Origin of the sequence: Pseudomonas sp. YY-1 (assembly GCF_002843095.1) — a bacterium.
Classification (GTDB): domain Bacteria; phylum Pseudomonadota; class Gammaproteobacteria; order Pseudomonadales; family Pseudomonadaceae; genus Aquipseudomonas; species Aquipseudomonas sediminis_A.
The window spans coordinates 82,746-100,956 of record NZ_PJLX01000010.1 but is presented as its reverse complement, the minus strand read 5'-3'; the positions used below and the strand labels follow the sequence as shown (position 1 = coordinate 100,956).

At 61.5% G+C, this 18,211-nt stretch carries 18 protein-coding genes; 12 read left to right on the top strand and 6 right to left on the bottom strand.

Annotated features, from left to right (window positions below):
- Positions 1 to 54: 54 nt before the first annotated feature.
- Entirely contained in the window at positions 55 to 930 is an 876-nt protein-coding gene (locus CXP40_RS15280; protein ID WP_106734446.1) for an aldose 1-epimerase, read from the top strand.
- A gap of 244 nt (positions 931 to 1,174) precedes the next feature.
- The gene (locus tag CXP40_RS15275; protein ID WP_099525712.1) at positions 1,175 to 1,393 is read left to right on the top strand and encodes a hypothetical protein; all 219 of its coding nucleotides are present in this window, start codon (positions 1,175 to 1,177) and stop codon (positions 1,391 to 1,393) included.
- Between the two features lie 47 nt (positions 1,394 to 1,440).
- On the opposite strand, the gene CXP40_RS15270 is transcribed toward CXP40_RS15275, so the two are convergent.
- A complete protein-coding gene (locus CXP40_RS15270; protein ID WP_106734445.1) occupies positions 1,441 to 2,925 on the bottom strand; it encodes a helicase HerA-like domain-containing protein in 1,485 nt (494 codons plus the stop codon).
- Positions 2,926 to 3,080: 155 nt separating this feature from the next.
- Between CXP40_RS15270 and CXP40_RS15265 the strand changes: the two genes are divergently transcribed.
- Positions 3,081 to 4,958: a methyl-accepting chemotaxis protein gene (locus CXP40_RS15265; RefSeq protein ID WP_106734444.1), complete on the top strand. Its 1,878-nt coding sequence runs from the start codon at positions 3,081 to 3,083 to the stop codon at positions 4,956 to 4,958.
- 41 nt (positions 4,959 to 4,999) lie between these two features.
- On the opposite strand, the gene CXP40_RS15260 is transcribed toward CXP40_RS15265, so the two are convergent.
- The 3 genes from CXP40_RS15260 to purU are packed head-to-tail and all read right to left on the bottom strand — an operon-like array spanning position 5,000 to position 6,513.
- Positions 5,000 to 5,179: a hypothetical protein gene (locus tag CXP40_RS15260; protein ID WP_106734443.1), complete on the bottom strand. Its 180-nt coding sequence runs from the start codon at positions 5,177 to 5,179 to the stop codon at positions 5,000 to 5,002.
- An 11-nt stretch (positions 5,180 to 5,190) separates the two neighbouring features.
- The gene (locus CXP40_RS15255; RefSeq protein ID WP_099525716.1) at positions 5,191 to 5,616 is read right to left on the bottom strand and encodes a CBS domain-containing protein; all 426 of its coding nucleotides are present in this window, start codon (positions 5,614 to 5,616) and stop codon (positions 5,191 to 5,193) included.
- A 45-nt stretch (positions 5,617 to 5,661) separates the two neighbouring features.
- Positions 5,662 to 6,513, bottom strand: coding sequence for a formyltetrahydrofolate deformylase (purU, locus tag CXP40_RS15250; protein ID WP_099525717.1), 852 nt, complete (start codon positions 6,511 to 6,513; stop codon positions 5,662 to 5,664).
- Between the two features lie 296 nt (positions 6,514 to 6,809).
- Between purU and mvaT the strand changes: the two genes are divergently transcribed.
- Complete coding sequence (gene mvaT, locus CXP40_RS15245; RefSeq protein WP_099525718.1) at positions 6,810 to 7,184, top strand: histone-like nucleoid-structuring protein MvaT; 375 nt, start codon at positions 6,810 to 6,812, stop codon at positions 7,182 to 7,184.
- Positions 7,185 to 7,382: 198 nt separating this feature from the next.
- Here the strand turns inward: mvaT and sbcB are convergent, their stop codons facing one another.
- The gene (gene sbcB / locus CXP40_RS15240) at positions 7,383 to 8,831 is read right to left on the bottom strand and encodes an exodeoxyribonuclease I (protein WP_106734442.1); all 1,449 of its coding nucleotides are present in this window, start codon (positions 8,829 to 8,831) and stop codon (positions 7,383 to 7,385) included.
- 181 nt (positions 8,832 to 9,012) lie between these two features.
- Here sbcB and CXP40_RS15235 point away from each other — a divergent pair, with 181 nt between their 5' ends.
- From CXP40_RS15235 to CXP40_RS15200, 8 genes are all read left to right on the top strand, one after another.
- The gene (locus tag CXP40_RS15235; RefSeq protein WP_106734441.1) at positions 9,013 to 9,771 is read left to right on the top strand and encodes a hypothetical protein; all 759 of its coding nucleotides are present in this window, start codon (positions 9,013 to 9,015) and stop codon (positions 9,769 to 9,771) included.
- Between the two features lie 90 nt (positions 9,772 to 9,861).
- Positions 9,862 to 10,587 (top strand): RDD family protein, encoded by a 726-nt coding sequence (locus CXP40_RS15230; protein WP_106734440.1) that lies wholly within the window; start codon positions 9,862 to 9,864, stop codon positions 10,585 to 10,587.
- Positions 10,584 to 11,564: a stage II sporulation protein M gene (locus CXP40_RS15225; RefSeq protein ID WP_106734439.1), complete on the top strand. Its 981-nt coding sequence runs from the start codon at positions 10,584 to 10,586 to the stop codon at positions 11,562 to 11,564. The genes CXP40_RS15230 and CXP40_RS15225 overlap by 4 nt, the downstream gene beginning before the upstream one ends.
- Entirely contained in the window at positions 11,551 to 13,137 is a 1,587-nt protein-coding gene (locus tag CXP40_RS15220) for a DUF4129 domain-containing protein (RefSeq protein WP_106734438.1), read from the top strand. Before CXP40_RS15225 ends, CXP40_RS15220 begins: the two co-directional genes overlap by 14 nt.
- Entirely contained in the window at positions 13,134 to 14,315 is a 1,182-nt protein-coding gene (locus CXP40_RS15215) for a DUF4350 domain-containing protein (RefSeq protein WP_106734437.1), read from the top strand. The genes CXP40_RS15220 and CXP40_RS15215 overlap by 4 nt, the downstream gene beginning before the upstream one ends.
- Complete coding sequence (locus CXP40_RS15210) at positions 14,312 to 15,346, top strand: MoxR family ATPase (RefSeq protein ID WP_106734436.1); 1,035 nt, start codon at positions 14,312 to 14,314, stop codon at positions 15,344 to 15,346. Before CXP40_RS15215 ends, CXP40_RS15210 begins: the two co-directional genes overlap by 4 nt.
- The gene (locus CXP40_RS15205) at positions 15,343 to 16,674 is read left to right on the top strand and encodes a DUF58 domain-containing protein (RefSeq protein ID WP_106734435.1); all 1,332 of its coding nucleotides are present in this window, start codon (positions 15,343 to 15,345) and stop codon (positions 16,672 to 16,674) included. Before CXP40_RS15210 ends, CXP40_RS15205 begins: the two co-directional genes overlap by 4 nt.
- A 244-nt stretch (positions 16,675 to 16,918) precedes the next feature.
- The gene (locus tag CXP40_RS15200) at positions 16,919 to 17,500 is read left to right on the top strand and encodes a superoxide dismutase (protein WP_003462535.1); all 582 of its coding nucleotides are present in this window, start codon (positions 16,919 to 16,921) and stop codon (positions 17,498 to 17,500) included.
- A gap of 66 nt (positions 17,501 to 17,566) precedes the next feature.
- Here the strand turns inward: CXP40_RS15200 and CXP40_RS15195 are convergent, their stop codons facing one another.
- Positions 17,567 to 18,211 (bottom strand): hypothetical protein, encoded by a 645-nt coding sequence (locus CXP40_RS15195; protein WP_106734434.1) that lies wholly within the window; start codon positions 18,209 to 18,211, stop codon positions 17,567 to 17,569.

Here is an 18,211-nt window from a genome sequence, read left to right as displayed (position 1 = left end):
CAGTTGTACGATGACACTATGAATTGCCGACAATTAAAGCCCTAGGAGCGTCAAATGCCAACGACTCTGCTGACCTTGAGCGATAGCCTGACACAGTTGACCCTCGCCCCGGAACTGGGTGCCAGTCTGGTCAACTGGGTGCGTCTCAGCGATGGTCAGCCGCTGTTGCGCCACAGTGACGAACTGGCGCTGGCCACCTCCAACCCTCGGCGCCTGGCCTGCTACCCGCTGCTGCCCTGGTCCAATCGCATTGGCGGCGGCGGCTTCGCTACGCCTACCGGTTGGCAAGCACTGAACGCCAACACTGAACACGAAGCACTGCCGATACACGGCAGTGCCTGGCAACAGCCCTGGCAGGTAGTCGATGTGACGTCCGACAGCGCCAGTCTGGAACTGCAGAGCCAATCGCCTTTTCCCTATCGCGCCAATTTCCACATACAACTAACTGACGGCTGCTTACGACTGACGTTACAAGCCACCCATCTTGGCGAGCAGCCCACCTGGTATGGGCTCGGCCTGCATCCTTATCTGCCGCGCACTGCGCACACGCGCGTGCAAGCGCAAGCAGGCGGCGTCTGGTTATGCGGTGAAGACAAACTGTCCAGTCAGTGGGTCGAATTACCGCAGGCCTGGAACTTCACCGAGCCCACCTTGTTGCCACAGCAACTTGTCGATAATGCCTTTACCCACTGGCCCGGCAAGGCTCTCATCATTCAAGCAGACGCCGGTTATCAGCTAGTCTGCGAGGCGGAGGGCTGCGATGTGTTTCTATTGTTCTGCCCAGAGGCACAGAATTTCTTCTGTTTCGAACCCGTCACCCATCCGGTCAACGCCCATCATTTACCGGGGCAGCCTGGGCTAAAGCTACTGGCAGCGAAGGAAAGTTGCCAGATGAGTTTCAGCCTGCACTATCAGGCGCTTGTGGGCTGATTACTGGACATTCAAAAGGCGTTGGTGATAATACCCGCCAGTTGCTCCATGCAACTTTTCTCGAAAAAAACTTACAAATAGATAAGTAACTGAAGAGAAAAGAGAAAGATGCAAAGCGTGAAACTTTGCAAATTTTTCTCCCTGCCTACCAAGGCGAAGCACTTTAGATTGATCCCTCAGCGCAACAATGAAACCTGGCGTTTCAGCTGTCATGTGGGCCGATCACAACCTACAGGTAAAAACAGTGACGAAAGACGAACTGCGCGCCGAACTCGAGCGCCAGGCGCAGCGTTACAAGGATGTATACGGCGGAGAGGTCATTACCTACGCCGCTCAACCGGACCCCGATCGCAAACCCTGGCGCAAGAAACCCAGCCTGCTCGACCAGGCCTTCGATAAAGAAATCGAGAAAATCGAGAAAGAACGCCTGGAAAAGAAAGAAGCCGCCAGCGAATACGACTGACGTCCGAGGACGCATTGCAGCCGCGCGAAACGCGGCTGCCAGTGACTTCAGCGCTTCTTGCCACCCATAAGCGACCCCATCAGCCCCCGCACCAGTTGCCGACCGAGTTGATTGGCCGCTTGCCTCAGGGCGCTCTTCATCGCACCGCCGAGCAATTCGCCCGCCATCTGTCCAAACCCTTGTTCCTGCGCTGCGGACTTGCCCTTGGTACTCGATTGCACGGATACCTCAGCGGATGCCTGCGCAGCACGAGCAGTCAGCAGCTCATAGGCCGACTCGCGGTCGATGGGTTTGTCGTAACGCCCAGCCAAGGGTGACTGACGCACCAACGCCGCACGCTCGGATTCATTCAGCGGGCCGATGCGCGATTGCGGCGGAGCGATGGCCACTCGCTGAACCATGGCCGGCGTGCCCTTCTCCTCCAGTGTACCGACCAACGCCTCGCCAATCCCCAACTCGGTGAGCACGCTGAGCGTGCTGAACGCCGGATTCGGGCGAAAACCGTCAGCTACTGCTCGCAGGGATTTCTGTTCCTTGGCGGTGAAGGCACGCAGGCCGTGCTGAATACGCAACCCCAGTTGGGCCAGGACATCGTCCGGCAGATCGCTCGGCGACTGGGTGACGAAATACACCCCGACGCCCTTTGAACGAATCAGTCGCACCACTTGTTCCAGACGCTCCTGCAGGGCCTTTGGGGTGCCCTGAAAGAGCAGATGTGCCTCGTCGAAGAACAACGCCAGTACCGGTTTATCGGCGTCGCCACGCTCCGGCAGTTGCTCGAACAGTTCCGCCAACAGCCACAACAGGAAGGTCGCATAAACCTTGGGCGCCTCATGAACCAGGCGGGAGGCATCGAGCAGGTGCACACGACCGCGGCCGTCGCGGTCAGGGTGCAACAGATCTTCGAGCTGCAGCGCAGGCTCGCCGAACAAGGCTTCGGCGCCCTGCTGCTCCAGCCCTGCCAGACGACGTAACAACGCCTGCGCCGAGGTGCTGGTGAACAGTGCGCTGTCCGGGCCCAGCACTTGCGCATTGTCCTTGAGATAGCCGAGCAGCGCCTTCAGGTCTTTCAGGTCGAGCAGCAATAGACCTTCGCGGTCAGCCACCTTGAACGCCGCGTAGAGAGCGGCCTGCTGGCTGTCGGTCAGCTCGAGCAAGGTGCCAAGCAGCAACGGCCCCATCTCGCTGAGGGTGGTACGCAGTGGGTGGCCACTCTGGCCATGCACATCCCACAGCGTCACCGGGTAGGCCTGTGGTTGATGATTCAGCCAGGGTATGCTGGCGATACGCTCGGCGACCTTGCCTTGCGGCGCACCGGCAGCGCCCAGACCACACAGATCCCCTTTGACGTCAGCGGCGAACACCGCCACCCCGGCGTCGCTGAACGTCTCGATCAACCGTTGCAGGGTTACCGTCTTGCCGGTGCCGGTAGCACCCGCAATAAGGCCGTGACGGTTGGCCAGACGCAAAGGCTGACCAACCGCCTGACCATCACTGCCAGCACCCAATACGAACTGTGAATTCAAAGGCATCTTGCCATCCCTCGGGTTAAAGCTTTACTGCAGATATACCGACAAAAAGGCAGAACAAACACCCATTCCCTCTGCCACAACAGCCCACGAAGCGCCCTTGCAAGCGCGCCGTGGAATACAAGACTGGTTCCAGAGCCATCCGGACGCAAGACAACATGAGCAAAAACCTGCAGTTCAGCCACAAGATTCTGCTCGCAGCCTCTCTGGTGGTGATCGCCGCCTTCTCGCTGTTCACCCTGTACAACGATTACCTGCAACGCAACGCCATTCGCGACGATCTGGAAAACTATCTGCAGGAGATGGGCAACGTGACCGCCAGCAATATTCAGAACTGGTTGTCAGGACGCATCCTGCTGGTGGAAAGCGCAGCACAATCGATCAGTAACGACAGCGAACCGGAGCGCGTGGTCAAACTGCTGGAGCAGAAGGCGCTGACCTCTTCCTTCGCCTTTACCTATCTGGGCACCGAAAGCGGTGATTTCACCATGCGCCCGGACGAACAGATGCCCGCCGACTACGACCCACGCAGCCGCCCCTGGTACAAGGACGCTCTGGCCGCCGGCGGCACCACCCTTACCGAGCCTTACGTCGATGCCGCCACTGGCGAGCTGATCATCACCATCGCAACCCCGGCCAGGCCGGCTGGTGTGGTAGGCGGTGACCTGAGCCTGCAAACCCTGGTCGACATCATCAACGCGCTGGACTTCGACGGGATCGGCTATGCATTTCTGGTCAGCGCCGATGGCAAGGTTCTGGTCCACCCGGACAAGAGCCTGGTGATGAAGAATCTCAAGGACATCTACCCGCAGAACACGCCACGCATCAGCAACGAGTTCAGCGAGGCTCAGCTCGATGGCAACACCCGCATCCTGACCTTCACGCCGGTCAAGGGCCTGCCTTCGGTCAACTGGCACATCGGCTTGTCGGTCGACAAGGCCAAGGCCTATTCCATGCTCAGCGAATTCCGCGCCTCGGCCATCATCGTCACGGTGATTGCCGTGGTGCTGATCATTGTCCTGCTCGGCCTGCTGATCCGCGTGTTGATGCAACCGCTGAACACCATGGGCAAAGCCATGGAAGACATTGCTCAGGGTGAAGGTGACCTGACCAAGCGCCTGGCGATTCAATCCAACGACGAATTCGGCGCCCTCGCCAGCTCCTTCAATCGCTTCGTCGAACGTATCCACAGCTCCATCCGTGAAGTGTCATCGGCCACCATACAGGTCAATGAAGTGGCCAAGCTGGTGGTCAATGCCTCCAACTCGTCGATGGCCAACTCCGACGAACAGGCCAGTCGCACCAACAGCGTGGCAGCGGCGATCAATCAGCTCGGCGCAGCTGCACAGGAAATCGCGCGCAACGCCGCCGATGCCTCGAATCAGGCATCGGATGCCCGTCATCAGGCAGAAGACGGCGGCAAGGTGGTGCAGCAGGCGATCCGTTCGATGAGCGAGCTATCGAACAAGATCAGCGACGCCTGCGCGAAGATCGAAATGCTCAACAGCAAGACCGTGGACATCGGCCAGATTCTCGAAGTGATCAAGAGCATCTCCCAGCAGACCAACCTGCTCGCACTCAACGCCGCCATCGAGGCGGCTCGTGCCGGCGAAGCGGGGCGCGGTTTTGCCGTGGTGGCCGACGAGGTGCGCAACCTGGCACACCGCACTCAGGAATCGGCGCAGGAAATCGAGAAGATGATCGAGGAACTGCAGGTCGGATCACGAGAATCGGTCACCACCATGACCGAAAGCCAACGCTACAGCGAAGAAAGCGTGGACATCGCCAATCAGGCCGGCGAACGATTGGGCACGGTGACCGCCCGCATCGGCGAGATCGATGGGATGAACCAGTCGGTGGCCACTGCCACCGAGGAACAGACCTCGGTGATCGAGTCACTGAACATGGACATCATCGAGATCAACACCCTCAACCAGGAAGGTGTGGAGAACCTGCAGGCCACCCTGCGTGCCTGCGGCGACCTGGAGCAACAAGCCGTGCGCCTCAAGCACCTGGTCGACAGCTTCCGCATCTGAATCTGTCGACAAAAAGAAGGGCGCCGCGGCGCCCTTCTTATTTATCGCTCGTGCTCAGGCTTGTCCTGGGTATCTTCCTGCAACTGGCGCCACAGCTCGGCCGCATCGGCGAACTCGGTACCATCCTCTTCGCTCAATGCATCAGGATCGTAACGCCGCACGCAGCCTTCCCCCAGTGTCGGGGGCGCCTTGGAGGTCGCCTTGTCCAGCGGATCGCTCATTGCACCTCTCCTCAACCGACGCTCAGTTCACCCTGCTCATGTTGGGCGAACTCCTTGACGGCACGAAGCACGTCATGACGACTGATCTGACCGATCAGACGACCGCTCTCGATCACCGGCATGCGCCGACGTCGCCCGCGCAGAAAGCGCTCTGACAGCTCGATGATGTCCGCCTCCGGGCTCACCGTCTCGACTTCGGTGGTCATGTAGGTGCTGACGGTACCGCCAACAGCTTCGTAGTAGGCACCGGAGAGAATGCCACGCAAACAGTCACCCTCCGACAGCAAGCCAATCAGGTGGCCCTGGGAATCGACCACCGGAGCCCCGGAAATACGGTGTTCCAGCAATCGATTGATGGCGGTGAACAGATCGGTATCCGACCTGAAGGTCACCAGATGGCGAGTCATGTAGTCGCGCACCTTGATGGACTTGAGCATGGGCGTTCTCCTCTGACGTGCATCGGGCCGGCCCACGCAGCAAGATCAGTCGAACACCACCGTCTTGTTGTCGTGCACCAGCACTCGGTCTTCCAAGTGATAGCGTAGCCCACGCGCCAGCACCATCTTCTCCACGTCCTTGCCCAGGCGCACCATTTCCTCGATATCGTCGCGGTGGGTAACGCGGACTACATCCTGTTCGATGATCGGGCCGGCATCCAGTTCTTCGGTAACGTAATGAGATGTTGCACCGATCAGCTTCACGCCACGCAGCGAGGCCTGGTGATAGGGCTTGGCGCCGACGAACGAGGGCAGGAAGCTGTGGTGGATATTGATCACACGCTGAGAGAACTCGGCACACAGCGCCGGCGGCAAGATTTGCATGTAGCGCGCCAGGACGATGACATCGGCCTGATGCTCTTTGACCAGCCGTTCCACCTCGGCGAAGGCCGGTGCCTTGTCCTTGGGATCGACCGGAACATGGAAGTACGGAATGCCGTGCCACTCGACCATGCTGCGCAGATCGTCATGGTTGGCGATCACACAGGGAATCTCGCAGTCGAGTTCATTGCTGTGCCAACGATGCAGCAGATCGGCCAGGCAGTGCGACTCGCGACTGGCCATCAGTACCACGCGCTTTTTCTGCGCCGAATCGGTGACGCGCCACTCCATGGAGAACTCACGGGCAATCGGCGAGAACGCCTGCTTGAAACCATCCAGATCGAACGGCAGCGAGTCGGCACGGATTTCGTGGCGCATGAAGAACCAGCCACTCTGTGTATCGGAGTGGTGACTGGCTTCGGTAATCCAGCCGTTATAGGTGGCAAGGAAATTACTGACTTTGGCAACGATACCGACGCGGTCAGGGCAGGAGATGACTAATCTGAACGTGCGCATAACTAAAACCCCAATGGCGGCGCAAAAGTCGGCCATTCTAACGATATGGCGAAAAAACTGCAGCAGCCACGCACCTGCAACGGCCCGCGACTGAGCACCTAGAAAGCGCACTATTTGAGCGCACGGAAAACTTCATGACCTAGTTGCTGTAGCCGATTTAACTTAAGCCTGAACGACACATTGGGTTGCATTGCATTTCGGTAATTTTGTGGCCTGCTGTTTACTTGTTATAAGTGCGTGACTATTATTGGATCACTGTTGACTACCACAGATTTATTCACGCCAAGGTAATGCCCATGTCGCTGATCAACGAATACCGCAACATCGAAGAAAGCATCAAAGAGCTCCAAGAGCGTCTGAAGAACATGTCGCAAGACGACAAGCTGAAGAAAGAACTGGAATTCGAAGGCAAGCTGCGCACCCTGATGGGCGAATACCAGAAGTCGCTGCGCGACGTCATCGCCCTGCTCGATCCTGAAGCCAAAAGCGCTAAAGGCGTACGCGCCAGCAAGCCTGCTGCTGCCAAGCGCGCGCGCAAGGTCAAGCAGTACAAGAACCCGCACAGCGGCGAAGTGATCGAAACCAAAGGCGGCAACCACAAGACGCTGAAAGAGTGGAAAGCCAAGTGGGGCGCCGACGTCGTCGAAGGTTGGGCCACTTTGCTGGGCTAACTCCTGAGCGACACCCAAAACGCCAGCCATGCTGGCGTTTTTTATTGCCGATGTTTTTTCAGAAGTAGCCGCTCCGGGTAATTGCTTGCGTTAGCAGTAATGCTGAACGAACGAAAAGTTCCCGCATCCCGATTTTTCTTACAACGCACAGAAACGGCCATCGCCTCCGTGCATTGCCCCGGCGGCCTGGTGTCCGCTTTAAACGCCAGCAGGATTGATAGCGAAACGCGCCTGCAGCGCCTGTGCATACGTCTGCCACTGCTGCAAAAGTTGCAATTGGCTTGGGCTGCAGTCAGCGCGCAACTGCTCCAACGCTGCGTGAAATTGCGTCAGTGTATTGGGGGCACCGAACTCCGGATCGTTCAGACGCTGCCGGCAGAACTCTGCCCAGCGCTGAGATTCAGCCGCTGACAGACTGGCGGGAAAATTGCGCGCACGATAACGAAACAACAACTCTGGTAGCCGGGCATCATCGAATGGCCACTTTTTGTCGTTGGCCAATGCATCGGGTTGAGCGTTACGCACCTGCTCACACAAACGACGGTCACGGTCACCGATAAACCCATCGTACAGCTGTTGCTCGGGGTCGTTACTGCCCGCGAAAGCCTCTTCACGGTAAATGATCGCTAACTTGTCCTGCCAAAGCGGCTGTTCATTTTTCAACACTTCGACATTGCGCTCACAACTCGACCAGTCCAGCTGCAAACGCTGTCGATCCGCCTCGCGCAGCACCGAAAGCGGCGCCACTACCGGACAGCGATTGATGTGCAGCAGCTTCAGCGGCACCGGCAACTCGCCCTCGGCAAGGTCCTCACGACGCGTGTAAAGACGACTACGCAGCGTGTCGGCATCCAGACTCAGCAAGGGCGACGGATCGGTCTGCAGATCACAGACGATCAGCGCATTGCGATTGCGCGGATGCCAAGCCAAGGGCAGCACGGGCGCCAGATAATGACGTGCCGCAGAGAAGCGTCCGGAAATGTGCAACAGCGGCTGCAACAGACGAATCTGATCCAGCACTCGCTGCTTGCTGCGCAGTTGGTAGAGAAAGTCGTACAGCTTTGGCTGGCGGTCACGCAGCAGCCGTGCCAGGCCAATGGTGGCGCGCACGTCGGACAGCGCATCATGCGCCTGGCCATGATCGATGCCATTGGCCTGGGTCAGCCGCTCCAGCTTGAGCGAGACCCGGCCCTCTTCCTCAGGCCACTCGATGCCTTCGGGACGCAGCGCATAGGCCGTGCGCACCAGATCGATCAGGTCCCAGCGGCTGTTGCCGCCCTGCCACTCGCGCGCATAGGGGTCGAAGAAGTTGCGATAGAGGCTGTAGCGCGTCACCTCGTCATCGAAACGCAAGCTGTTGTATCCGGCGCCACAGGTGCCCGGTGCGGAGAGCGCGGCATGCACGCGGGTCATGAACTCGCCTTCGTCGAGCCCCAACTGTTGCAGGCGCTGCGGATCGATACCAGTCACCAGGCAGGCAGCCGGGTGCGGCAAGATATCGTCACTGGGGCGGCAGTAGATATTCAGTGGCTCGCCGATCTCGTTCAGCGCCTCATCGGTACGGATACCTGCCACCTGCAGCGGGCGGTCACACCGCGGATTGATACCGGTGGTCTCGTAGTCGTACCAGAAGATGCTGGAAGTCATTGGCGGCTCCGTACCCAAGGCAAAATTGGCGCCAGTCTATCATTCACCTCCGGCCTCGCCGCCGCCGGCAAAAGCATGAACCAGCGCACAGGTGCCGTATGAGCGGATGCGCTGCACTTGAGAAAAATGCTGTAACCATTAGCATTGGCATTTCTCTACCACTCTGTACAAGGACGCAGCCATGAGTGACGCAATCACCCCCAATCCCTATGCCGCCCCCACCAGCAACCTGCAACAAGTGCCGTCCAACCAGGTACCGAGCATCGAAGAAGCCCTGGCACGCGGCTATGACTTCAACATCGGCGACCTGCTGAGCGAGTCCTGGAGCAAGGTCAAAGGCACCAAAGGCATCATCATCGGCGGTTTCCTGGTGTTCTACGTGGTACTGCTGGCCGCCACGTTCATCCTCGGCGGCGTAGTGGGCATCTTCGGCGCGCTGAGCGATAGCATCGCCCTGATGTTCATCGGCGAGATTCTGATTTCGCTGCTGGCATCGGCCCTGGCCTACCCCTTCATGGCCGGCATCAACATGGTCGGCATTCGCCGCGCCGCCGACCAGCCGCTGAACTTCAACGAAATCTTCAGCCACTTCGGCCGCACCGTGCCGCTGATCATCACCGCCGTGGTGATGATGCTGCTGATCTACCTCGGCATGATCCTGCTGCTGATCCCCGGCATCTATCTGGGCGTCGCCTACCTGCTGGCTGTGCCGCTGGTAGTCGAGCGCGGCCTGTCGCCCTGGCAGGCGCTGGAAGCCTCGCGCAAGGCCATCACCCAGCACTGGTTCAAGGTCTTCGGTCTGTTCATCGTGCTCGGCCTGATCGTCATGGTCAGCGCCATCCCGCTGGGTATCGGCCTGGTGTGGAGCATCCCGCTGATGGTAGTGGCCATGGGCGTGCTGTATCGCACCATCTTCGGCGTGCTGCCGGCCGCCCAGTAAAGCCGACGTGACTCGGGCCAGTTCGCTGGCCCGGTTGCGTTCGTGGCCCGCTGCTCGCTAGCATCGGGCTTTCCTTGATGCAGTCCGCCGATGCCCTCACGCTCAAGCGCCAGCTTTTCATCCCCACTGCCGCCCCTGGATACTCGCTATCAGGTCGAAACGCCGGAAGGTATCGATCTGCATCTGCGACCAGCCGGGCTGGTCCCGCGCGCCCTGGCGTTCGCCATCGACCTGGCCATTCGCGGCCTGATCCTGAGCGCAACGTTCATTGTGCTCGGCCTGCTTGGTCAGTTCGGCATGGGCCTGGGCACCATCCTGCTGTTTCTCGTGACCTGGTGGTACATGGTGCTGTTCGAGGTGCTCAACCAGGGCCGTTCTCCCGGCAAGCAGATGCTTGGCCTACGCGTGGTGCACGATGACGGTACGCCCATCAGCTGGGCCGCATCGCTGACACGCAACCTGCTGCGCTTCGTCGATATTTTGCCGTTTGGCTACACCCTGGGCATCATCAGTTGCCTTAACCACCCCGCCTTCAAGCGCCTTGGCGATATCGCTGCCGGCACGCTGGTGGTCTATCGCGATGCACCACTGAGCAAACCGCTACTCGCCGACGCAGAGCCACTGCCAGCGCCCTTCCCGCTCAACCTTGACGAGCAACGCGCCGTCCTCGGTTTTGCCGAACGTGGCGGGCAACTCTCCGCAGCGCGCCGCGCCGAATTGGCTGCTTTGCTGGCCGAGCCATTACAAGTGCCTGCCGAACAGGCCGAACCGCGCCTCAACAGCATCGCGCGCGGCCTGCTGGGAAGTGCACCGTGAAACAGAGCCTGTTCGAAAGTCGCCATCAGCCAGATTGGGATGCCTTCAACAGCCAACTCGAGGCGCTTGAGCGCGGCAAGTCCAAAACGCAGGCCTACCATGGCTTCGCCGCTAGTTACCGACAGCTTTGCCAACATCTGGCGCTGGCTCAGGCGCGCGGCTACAGCAGCCACCTGATCGACCAGTTGCAGCAATTGTCGATGCGCGGCCACCAGCAGTTCTACCGCCATCGCAGCCACCTTGGCGCGCAGATGATCCGCTTTCTGTTCGGCGGCTTCCCGCGCCTGGTACGTAGCGAGTGGCGCTGCGTGTGCGTGGCCAGCCTGCTGTTCTTCGGCAGCCTGGCATTGATGGGGCTGCTGACCTATCTCTATCCCGAGCTGATTTTCAGCCTGGTCAACCCCGATCAGGTCAGCGAAATGGAAGGCATGTACGATCCCGACGCGCGACGCCTCGGCCGCTTCAGCGAACGCGGTTCGGGCGACGACTGGGTGATGTTCGGCTTCTACATCATGAACAACATCGGCATCGCCTTTCAGACCTTCGCCAGCGGTCTGCTGCTAGGCCTGGGCAGCCTGTTCTTCCTGCTGTTCAACGGCCTGATGATCGGCGCAGTGGCCGGCCACCTGACGCGCATCGGCTACGGCGAGCCGTTCTGGTCCTTCGTCATCGGCCATGGCGCCTTCGAACTGACCGCTATCGCCCTGGCAGGCGCAGCCGGTTTCAAGCTCGGCTGGGCGCTGCTCGCCCCCGGCCGCCTGCCCCGTGGCGAGGCTTTGCGCCTGGCCGCAGGCAAGGCGATACAGCTGGTGGCTGGGGTGATCCTGTTCCTGCTGCTGGCCGCATTCATCGAGGCGTTCTGGTCATCCACCACCTTCGCCAGCCCGAATATCAAGTACGCCGTCGGTGCCGGGCTCTGGGCGCTGGTGCTGAGTTATCTGTTGTTAGCCGGGCGGAGGCAGCATGCGCCTGACTGAAGCCAGCGTCGCCATCCGTCCGCGCAGCGCCTGGGAAGCCATCGACCTCGGCGTGCTGCTCGCCCGCCGTCACGCCGGCCTGCTGATGGCCAGTTGGGCGCTGGTCACCCTGCCGCTGTTCGCGCTGCTCTGCGCATTGCTCTGGCAGTATCCGGGTTGGGCCATCTTCCTGTTCTGGTGGCTCAAACCCGCCTATGAACGGCTGCCGCTGTACATCCTCTCGCAAGCCCTGTTCGGCAACACGCCCTCGTTGAAACAGGCCTTGCGGGCCCTGCCGAAACTACTGTGGCCACAATTGCTGGCCAGCCTGACCTGGCGCCGACTGAGCCCAACACGCAGCTTCGATCTACCCGTATTGCAATTGGAGGGCCTGGCCGGGCAGGCGCGCAGCCAGCGCCTGGTAGTGCTCGGCCAGCGCGACAGCGCCGCCGCTACCTGGCTGACGCTGGTAGGCATGCACCTGGAAGTCGCCCTGTGGATGGGCCTGGTCGCCCTGTTCTATCTGATGCTGCCACAGCAGGTGGAGTTGAACTGGACCTGGGAAAGCATGATCGCCGCCAGCAGTGGCCAATGGCTGTGGCTGGAGCACCTGTCCAACCTGCTTTACGTGCTCCTGCTGATCATCTGGGAGCCGGTCTACGTCGCCTGTGGTTTCACCCTCTACCTCAACCGCCGCACCGCCCTGGAAGCCTGGGATATCGAGCTGACCTTCCGCCGCCTGCGCCAACGTCTGACCGGCAGCGCCTACGCCCTGTTGCTTGGTTGCGCCGTGCTGCTGACGCAGCTGCCAAGCAACGCCTGGGCAGACACGCAGCCAATCGTCAGCGAAGAAGTCGAGCAGGCCGACCCACAAGGCCCCGACGCACCACGCCTGCTCCAGCAGCCGCTGAGCAGCCAGGCCGCGCGTGACAGCATCGAAGCGCTGCTCGACGAACCGCCGTTCCAGCACCGCGAAACCGTCACGCGCTGGCGCCTGGGCGAAGAAAAGCCCGCTGAGGAGCCCAAACCGGAAGACGTCGAAGCCTTCCTCGATATGCTCAAGAACCTGCTCAAGCTCGGCGAATGGTGGAAAAGCCTGGATGTCGTCGCGCAAGTCTTCGAAGTGCTGCTGTGGACGGCGCTGGCGGCGCTGCTGGCCTTCGTTCTGTGGCGCTACCGCGAGTGGCTGCAGGCCTTTGGCGAACGTATCGGCCTGCCGACACGACGCCGGCAGGTCGCGCCGCAACAGCTGTTCGGTCTGGAACTGGCGCCGGAGACACTGCCCGATGACGTCGCCAGCGAAGCCGAACGGCTCTGGGCCGAACAGCCGCGCGCAGCACTCGGTTTGCTCTACCGCGCCTTGCTCAGCCGGCTTTTGCACGAGCACCGTCTGCCCCTGAAACAGTCGCACACCGAAGGCGAAGTGCTGCATCTGGTCGCCGGTCTTGGGCAGCAGAATCTGGAAGACTACAGTCGCCAGCTCACCCTGCATTGGCAGGTCCTGGCCTATGGTCATCGCCTGCCTGACGAGTCATTGCGCCAGGGCCTGTGCCAGGGCTGGCGTCGCCTTTTCGGTCAGGAGCGTGCAGCATGAGTCGGCGCTCCGGTTTCATCCTCGCCATGGCCCTGCTGCTGGGCCTGGGACTGCTCGCCAGTTATGTGCTGGGCAAGCTCGAACCTTATGAGGACGTGGTCGAACACGGCCCTTCTCCCGAGGTTGCCAGCAGCCCTTACCTGGCGGCCGAACATTTCCTGCGCAAACAGGGCATCGCCGCTCGCCGCGCCGAAGGCCTGGACGTGCTGGACGGCCTGCCCAGCGAAGGTCAGACCCTGATGCTGCTGGCCGACCGCGGCAACATGACGCCACGCCAGGTCGAGCGCGTGCTGCAATGGACGGCCAATGGCGGTCACCTGCTGTTCATCGCCGAACGCCTGTGGGACGAAGAGGAAGGCAAGAGCGGCGACCTGCTACTCGATCTGCTCGGCATCCAGCAATACATGAGCGACGACCTGGATGACGAGGAAGCCAGTGAGCCCGAGCCGGAAAACGAGGAGCATGAGGCCTACCCGCAACTCACCAAGCTCTACCTGGAGAACGAACAGGCCCCGGCCTACATCGCCTTCGACACCGACTTTCATCTGTACGACGCGCAGAACCGGGCACACGCATGGGCCAACAGCGACTCTGCCACGCACTTGCTGCAGCTTTACCACGGCGATGGCCTGATCACCGTACTGAGCGATCCGTGGATCTGGCAAAACCGCAACATAAACGAATACGACCACGCCTGGCTGCTCTGGTACCTGAGCCAGGACAGCGCCGTGACCCTGCTCTATCACGCCGACAGCGACGGCCTGGCCCGCCTGCTGCTGCGCCATTTCCCGCTGGCGCTGCTGGTGCTGGCGCTGTTGATCATCGCCACCCTGTGGCACGTCGGCGTGCGCCATGGCCCGCTGCAGGCACCGGCCAGCAGAGCCCGTCGCCAGCTCGAAGAACACCTGCGCGGCAGTGCCGACTTCCTCCTCCGTCGCAGTGGTCAGCACAGCCTGCTCAAAGGCCTGCAACAGGACATCAATCGCCGAGCACGCCGCCGCCACCCCGGTTTCGAGAAACTCGCCGTCGCCGAACAATGGCAAGTGCTCGGTCGCCTGACCCGCCTACCCGCCAAGAACATCAGCCAGGCCATGCGCCCATTGCCGCCGCAGCGCCTATCCGCCAGTGACTTCACCCGCCAGGTCGCCCACCTGCAAACCCTCAGGAATGCCCTATGAGCGAGATCCCCGAGAACGACAACCTGCCGGTGCAGGAAACCCCGGCCGCCGCGCCGAGCAACCCGCAAGCTCAGCAGCGCCAGCGTGCCAGCCAGTTGGCCCAGGCTCTGCGCGCCGAGCTGCGCAAGGCCGTGATCGGCCAGAGCGCGGTGATCGACGATGTGCTCACCGCGCTGATCGCCGGTGGCCATGTGCTGGTCGAAGGTGTGCCGGGGCTGGGCAAGACCCTGCTGGTACGCGCCCTGGCGCGCTGCTTCGGCGGCGAGTTCGCGCGCATCCAGTTCACCCCGGACCTGATGCCCAGCGATGTCACTGGCCATGCCGTGTACGACATGCAGAGCGAGCAGTTCAAGCTGCGCAAGGGCCCGGTGTTCACCAACCTGCTGCTGGCTGACGAAATCAACCGCGCACCGGCCAAGACCCAGGCCGCCCTGCTGGAAGTGATGCAGGAACGCCAGGTAACCCTGGAAGGTCGCGCCCTACCCGTGCAGTTGCCGTTCATGGTGCTGGCGACCATGAACCCGATCGAGCAGGAAGGCACCTACCCGCTGCCGGAAGCCGAGCTTGACCGCTTCATGCTCAAACTGCGTATGGATTATCCGCAGCAGGACGAAGAGCTGAACATGGTGCGCCAGGTGACGCGCTCGGCCAAGGCCGACATGCTCGAAGTCAGCCCGCTGCGCACCCTGCTGCAAGCCAAGGACGTGCTGGCGCTGCAAAAGATCGCCAGCGATCTGTCCCTGGATGATCAGGTGCTCGATTACGCCGTGCGCCTAGCCCGCGCCACCCGCAGTTGGCCAGGCCTGGCCATGGGCGCCGGGCCGCGTGCGTCGATCGCCCTGGTACGCGGCGCCCGGGCGCGTGCGCTGCTGCGCGGCGGCGACTTCGTCCTGCCGGATGACATCAAGAGCTGTGCCCTGGCCGTGCTGCGCCATCGCGTACGCCTGGCGCCAGAGCTGGATATCGAAGGCCTGTCGGTGGATCAGGTGCTGCAACAGTTGCTCGATCAGGTGCCGGCACCGCGCCTATGAAACCTTCGCGCCTGCTCCTAGGGCTGCTCGGCGGCCTGTTCGCCACCGCCGTATTGCTCGGTGCCTTGCCCCTACTCGGCATTCGCCTGGCAGACAGCCTGATGCCAGTGGCCTGGGGGCTGTTGCTGGCGTTGCTGCTGATCGCCGCTGTCGACGCCCTGTGGCTGCGTAGTCAGCCATCACCGCGCCTGGAGCGCGTGTTGCCGGGTAATCTGCCGCTCGGGCGCTGGAGCGAGGTGCAACTGATCGTTCATCATGACTTTGCCCAAACCCAGGAAATCGAGGTCTTCGACCATGTGCCGGAAGGCATGGCCTTCGACTTCCTGCCACAACGCATCACCCTGCACCCGGGCCAGCAAACCCAGGCCAGCTATCGCCTGAAACCGCTGGTCCGCGGGCATTTCCATTTCGACCTGTGCGAGCTGAAGCTGCCCAGCCCGCTGCGCCTGTGGCAGGCCAAACGCCTGCTGCCGCTGGAAGGTGAAAGCCGCGTCTATCCGGATTTCGCGCGCCTCTACGGCGCACAGCTCAAGGCCGTGGATGACTGGCTGAGTCAGTTGGGCGTGCGCCAACGCCCGCGTCGTGGCCTGGGTCTGGAATTTCACCAGCTGCGCGAATTTCGTGACGGCGACACCTTGCGCCAGATCGACTGGAAGGCCACTGCCCGCAAACGCACACCCATCGCTCGCGAATATCAGGACGAGCGCGACCAGCAGATCGTCTTCCTCCTCGATTGCGGCCGCCGTATGCGTAGCCAGGACGACGAACTGTCGCACTTCGACCATGCGCTCAACGCCTGTCTGCTGCTCAGCTACGTCGCCCTGCGCCAGGGCGATGCCGTCGGCCTGGCAACCTTCGCCGGCAACCAGTCGCGTTACCTGGCGCCGGTCAAAGGCCCGGCTCAGCTGAACGTGCTGCTCAATGCCGTTTACGACCTCGACACCAGCCAGCAACCTGCCGACTTCAGCGCCGCCGCCGATCTGCTGCTGGCGCGTCAGCGCCGTCGCTCGCTGGTGGTGCTGGTGACCAACCTGCGCGATGAGGACGATCAGGACCTGCTCGCCGCCGTGCGTCGCCTGTCGCGCCAGCATCGCGTGCTGATCACTAGCCTACGTGAGGAAGCGCTGGACCGCCTGCGCCAGACGCCCGTAGAGCAATTCGATCAGGCCCTGGCCTACTGCGGCACGCTGGACTACCTCAACGCCCGCGCCGACCTGCACGAGCGCCTGGCCGCCCACGGCGTACCGGTGCTCGACGCCCGCCCAGGCGAACTCGGCCCGGAGCTGGTGAGCAGTTATCTGGCCTGGAAGAAGGCCGGCGCACTTTAAAGGTCTATTGGCGTTTGCGCACGGGCGCGCCGAAAGAAGCAACTGCTGGCGCCTCTGCTTGTCGAACCCAATGCTGCAGAGGCCCTGGCACCGGCTTTCCCACACAGATGTTGCGTGGTTATGGCCGTGGCCGGGTGCTATGATTCCGAGTCTGCGGCGCAAAGAGTACAAACTCGACGCCGCCCATAGGCCGCCCGTGATCGGCCTTGCGCATACCGCACACGACCTGAGTAGGAGATAGACCATGGCTTTTGAATTGCCGCCGCTGCCTTACGAAAAGAATGCCCTCGAGCCGCACATTTCTGCCGAGACCCTCGAGTTCCACCACGACAAGCACCACAACACCTACGTCGTGAACCTGAACAACCTGGTGCCGGGCACCGAGTTCGAAGGCAAGAGCCTGGAAGAGATCGTCAAGACTTCCTCGGGCGGCATCTTCAACAACGCCGCTCAGGTGTGGAACCACACCTTCTACTGGAACTGCCTGTCGCCGAACGGCGGTGGCCAGCCGACCGGCGCCCTGGCTGACGCCATCAACGCTGCCTTCGGTTCCTTCGACAAGTTCAAGGAAGAGTTCAGCAAGGTTTCCATCGGCACCTTCGGTTCCGGCTGGGGCTGGCTGGTGAAGAAAGCTGACGGTTCCCTGGCCCTGGCCAGCACCATCGGCGCTGGCTGCCCGCTGACCTCCGGCGACACCCCGCTGCTGACCTGCGACGTCTGGGAACACGCCTACTACATCGACTACCGCAACCTGCGTCCGAAGTACGTCGAGGCGTTCTGGAACCTGGTGAACTGGGACTTCGTCGCCCAGAACTACGCGGCCTGAATCTCAGCCCCGTAATGCGAAAACCCGGCCTTGATGGCCGGGTTTTTCGTTTCTGACACTGGCTATCTAGAGCAGTCGACGTGGTGAGAACTCCACCCCCTGCCCCTCCACACGATTGACCGCCTGACTCAGCACGCGATCGGCACGTACTGGCCCGAGAAACTCGCAGAGCCCGATATAGAGCAGGTTCAACAGCTTGCGCAGCTGCTCCAGCCCCAGATTGGCGATGCCGTCGCCACCACCCTGTTCCAACCAGATACGCAAGCGCGTCGACAGCTCGGAGCTCACCCCCATGCCGGCCAGGTTGCCGGCGGCAAAGCGCCTTAGCGCCGCCTGCTGCGTGCCATCGAGTTGCTCCAGCAACGCCTGGTTAAGGGCCAGAAAAGTCGCTTGCGCGGCGCTATCCGGAGTCGCCACCTGCCTTACGGCCTCATTGCGCCCCTGTCGCCAGGCGGCCAGTTGCTCCTCCGGGTCAGGCAACAGTTGCGAGGGTGGCCCCGTCAGGGCGCCGACCAACTCACGATACAGGCGCGCGCGTTCGAGCTTGCGCTCGGTACGTAGCACCACCTCGGCGAGAAACTCATTGAGAGCGAACGGCGGCTGGTCCGCGTACTTGTTCTCCCACAGCGCCAGCAATGGCCAGACTTCTTCATCCGAGAAGTGTCCGGCCAGGCCGGTATAGATCGCGCGACGACGCAGGCTCAATCTCAT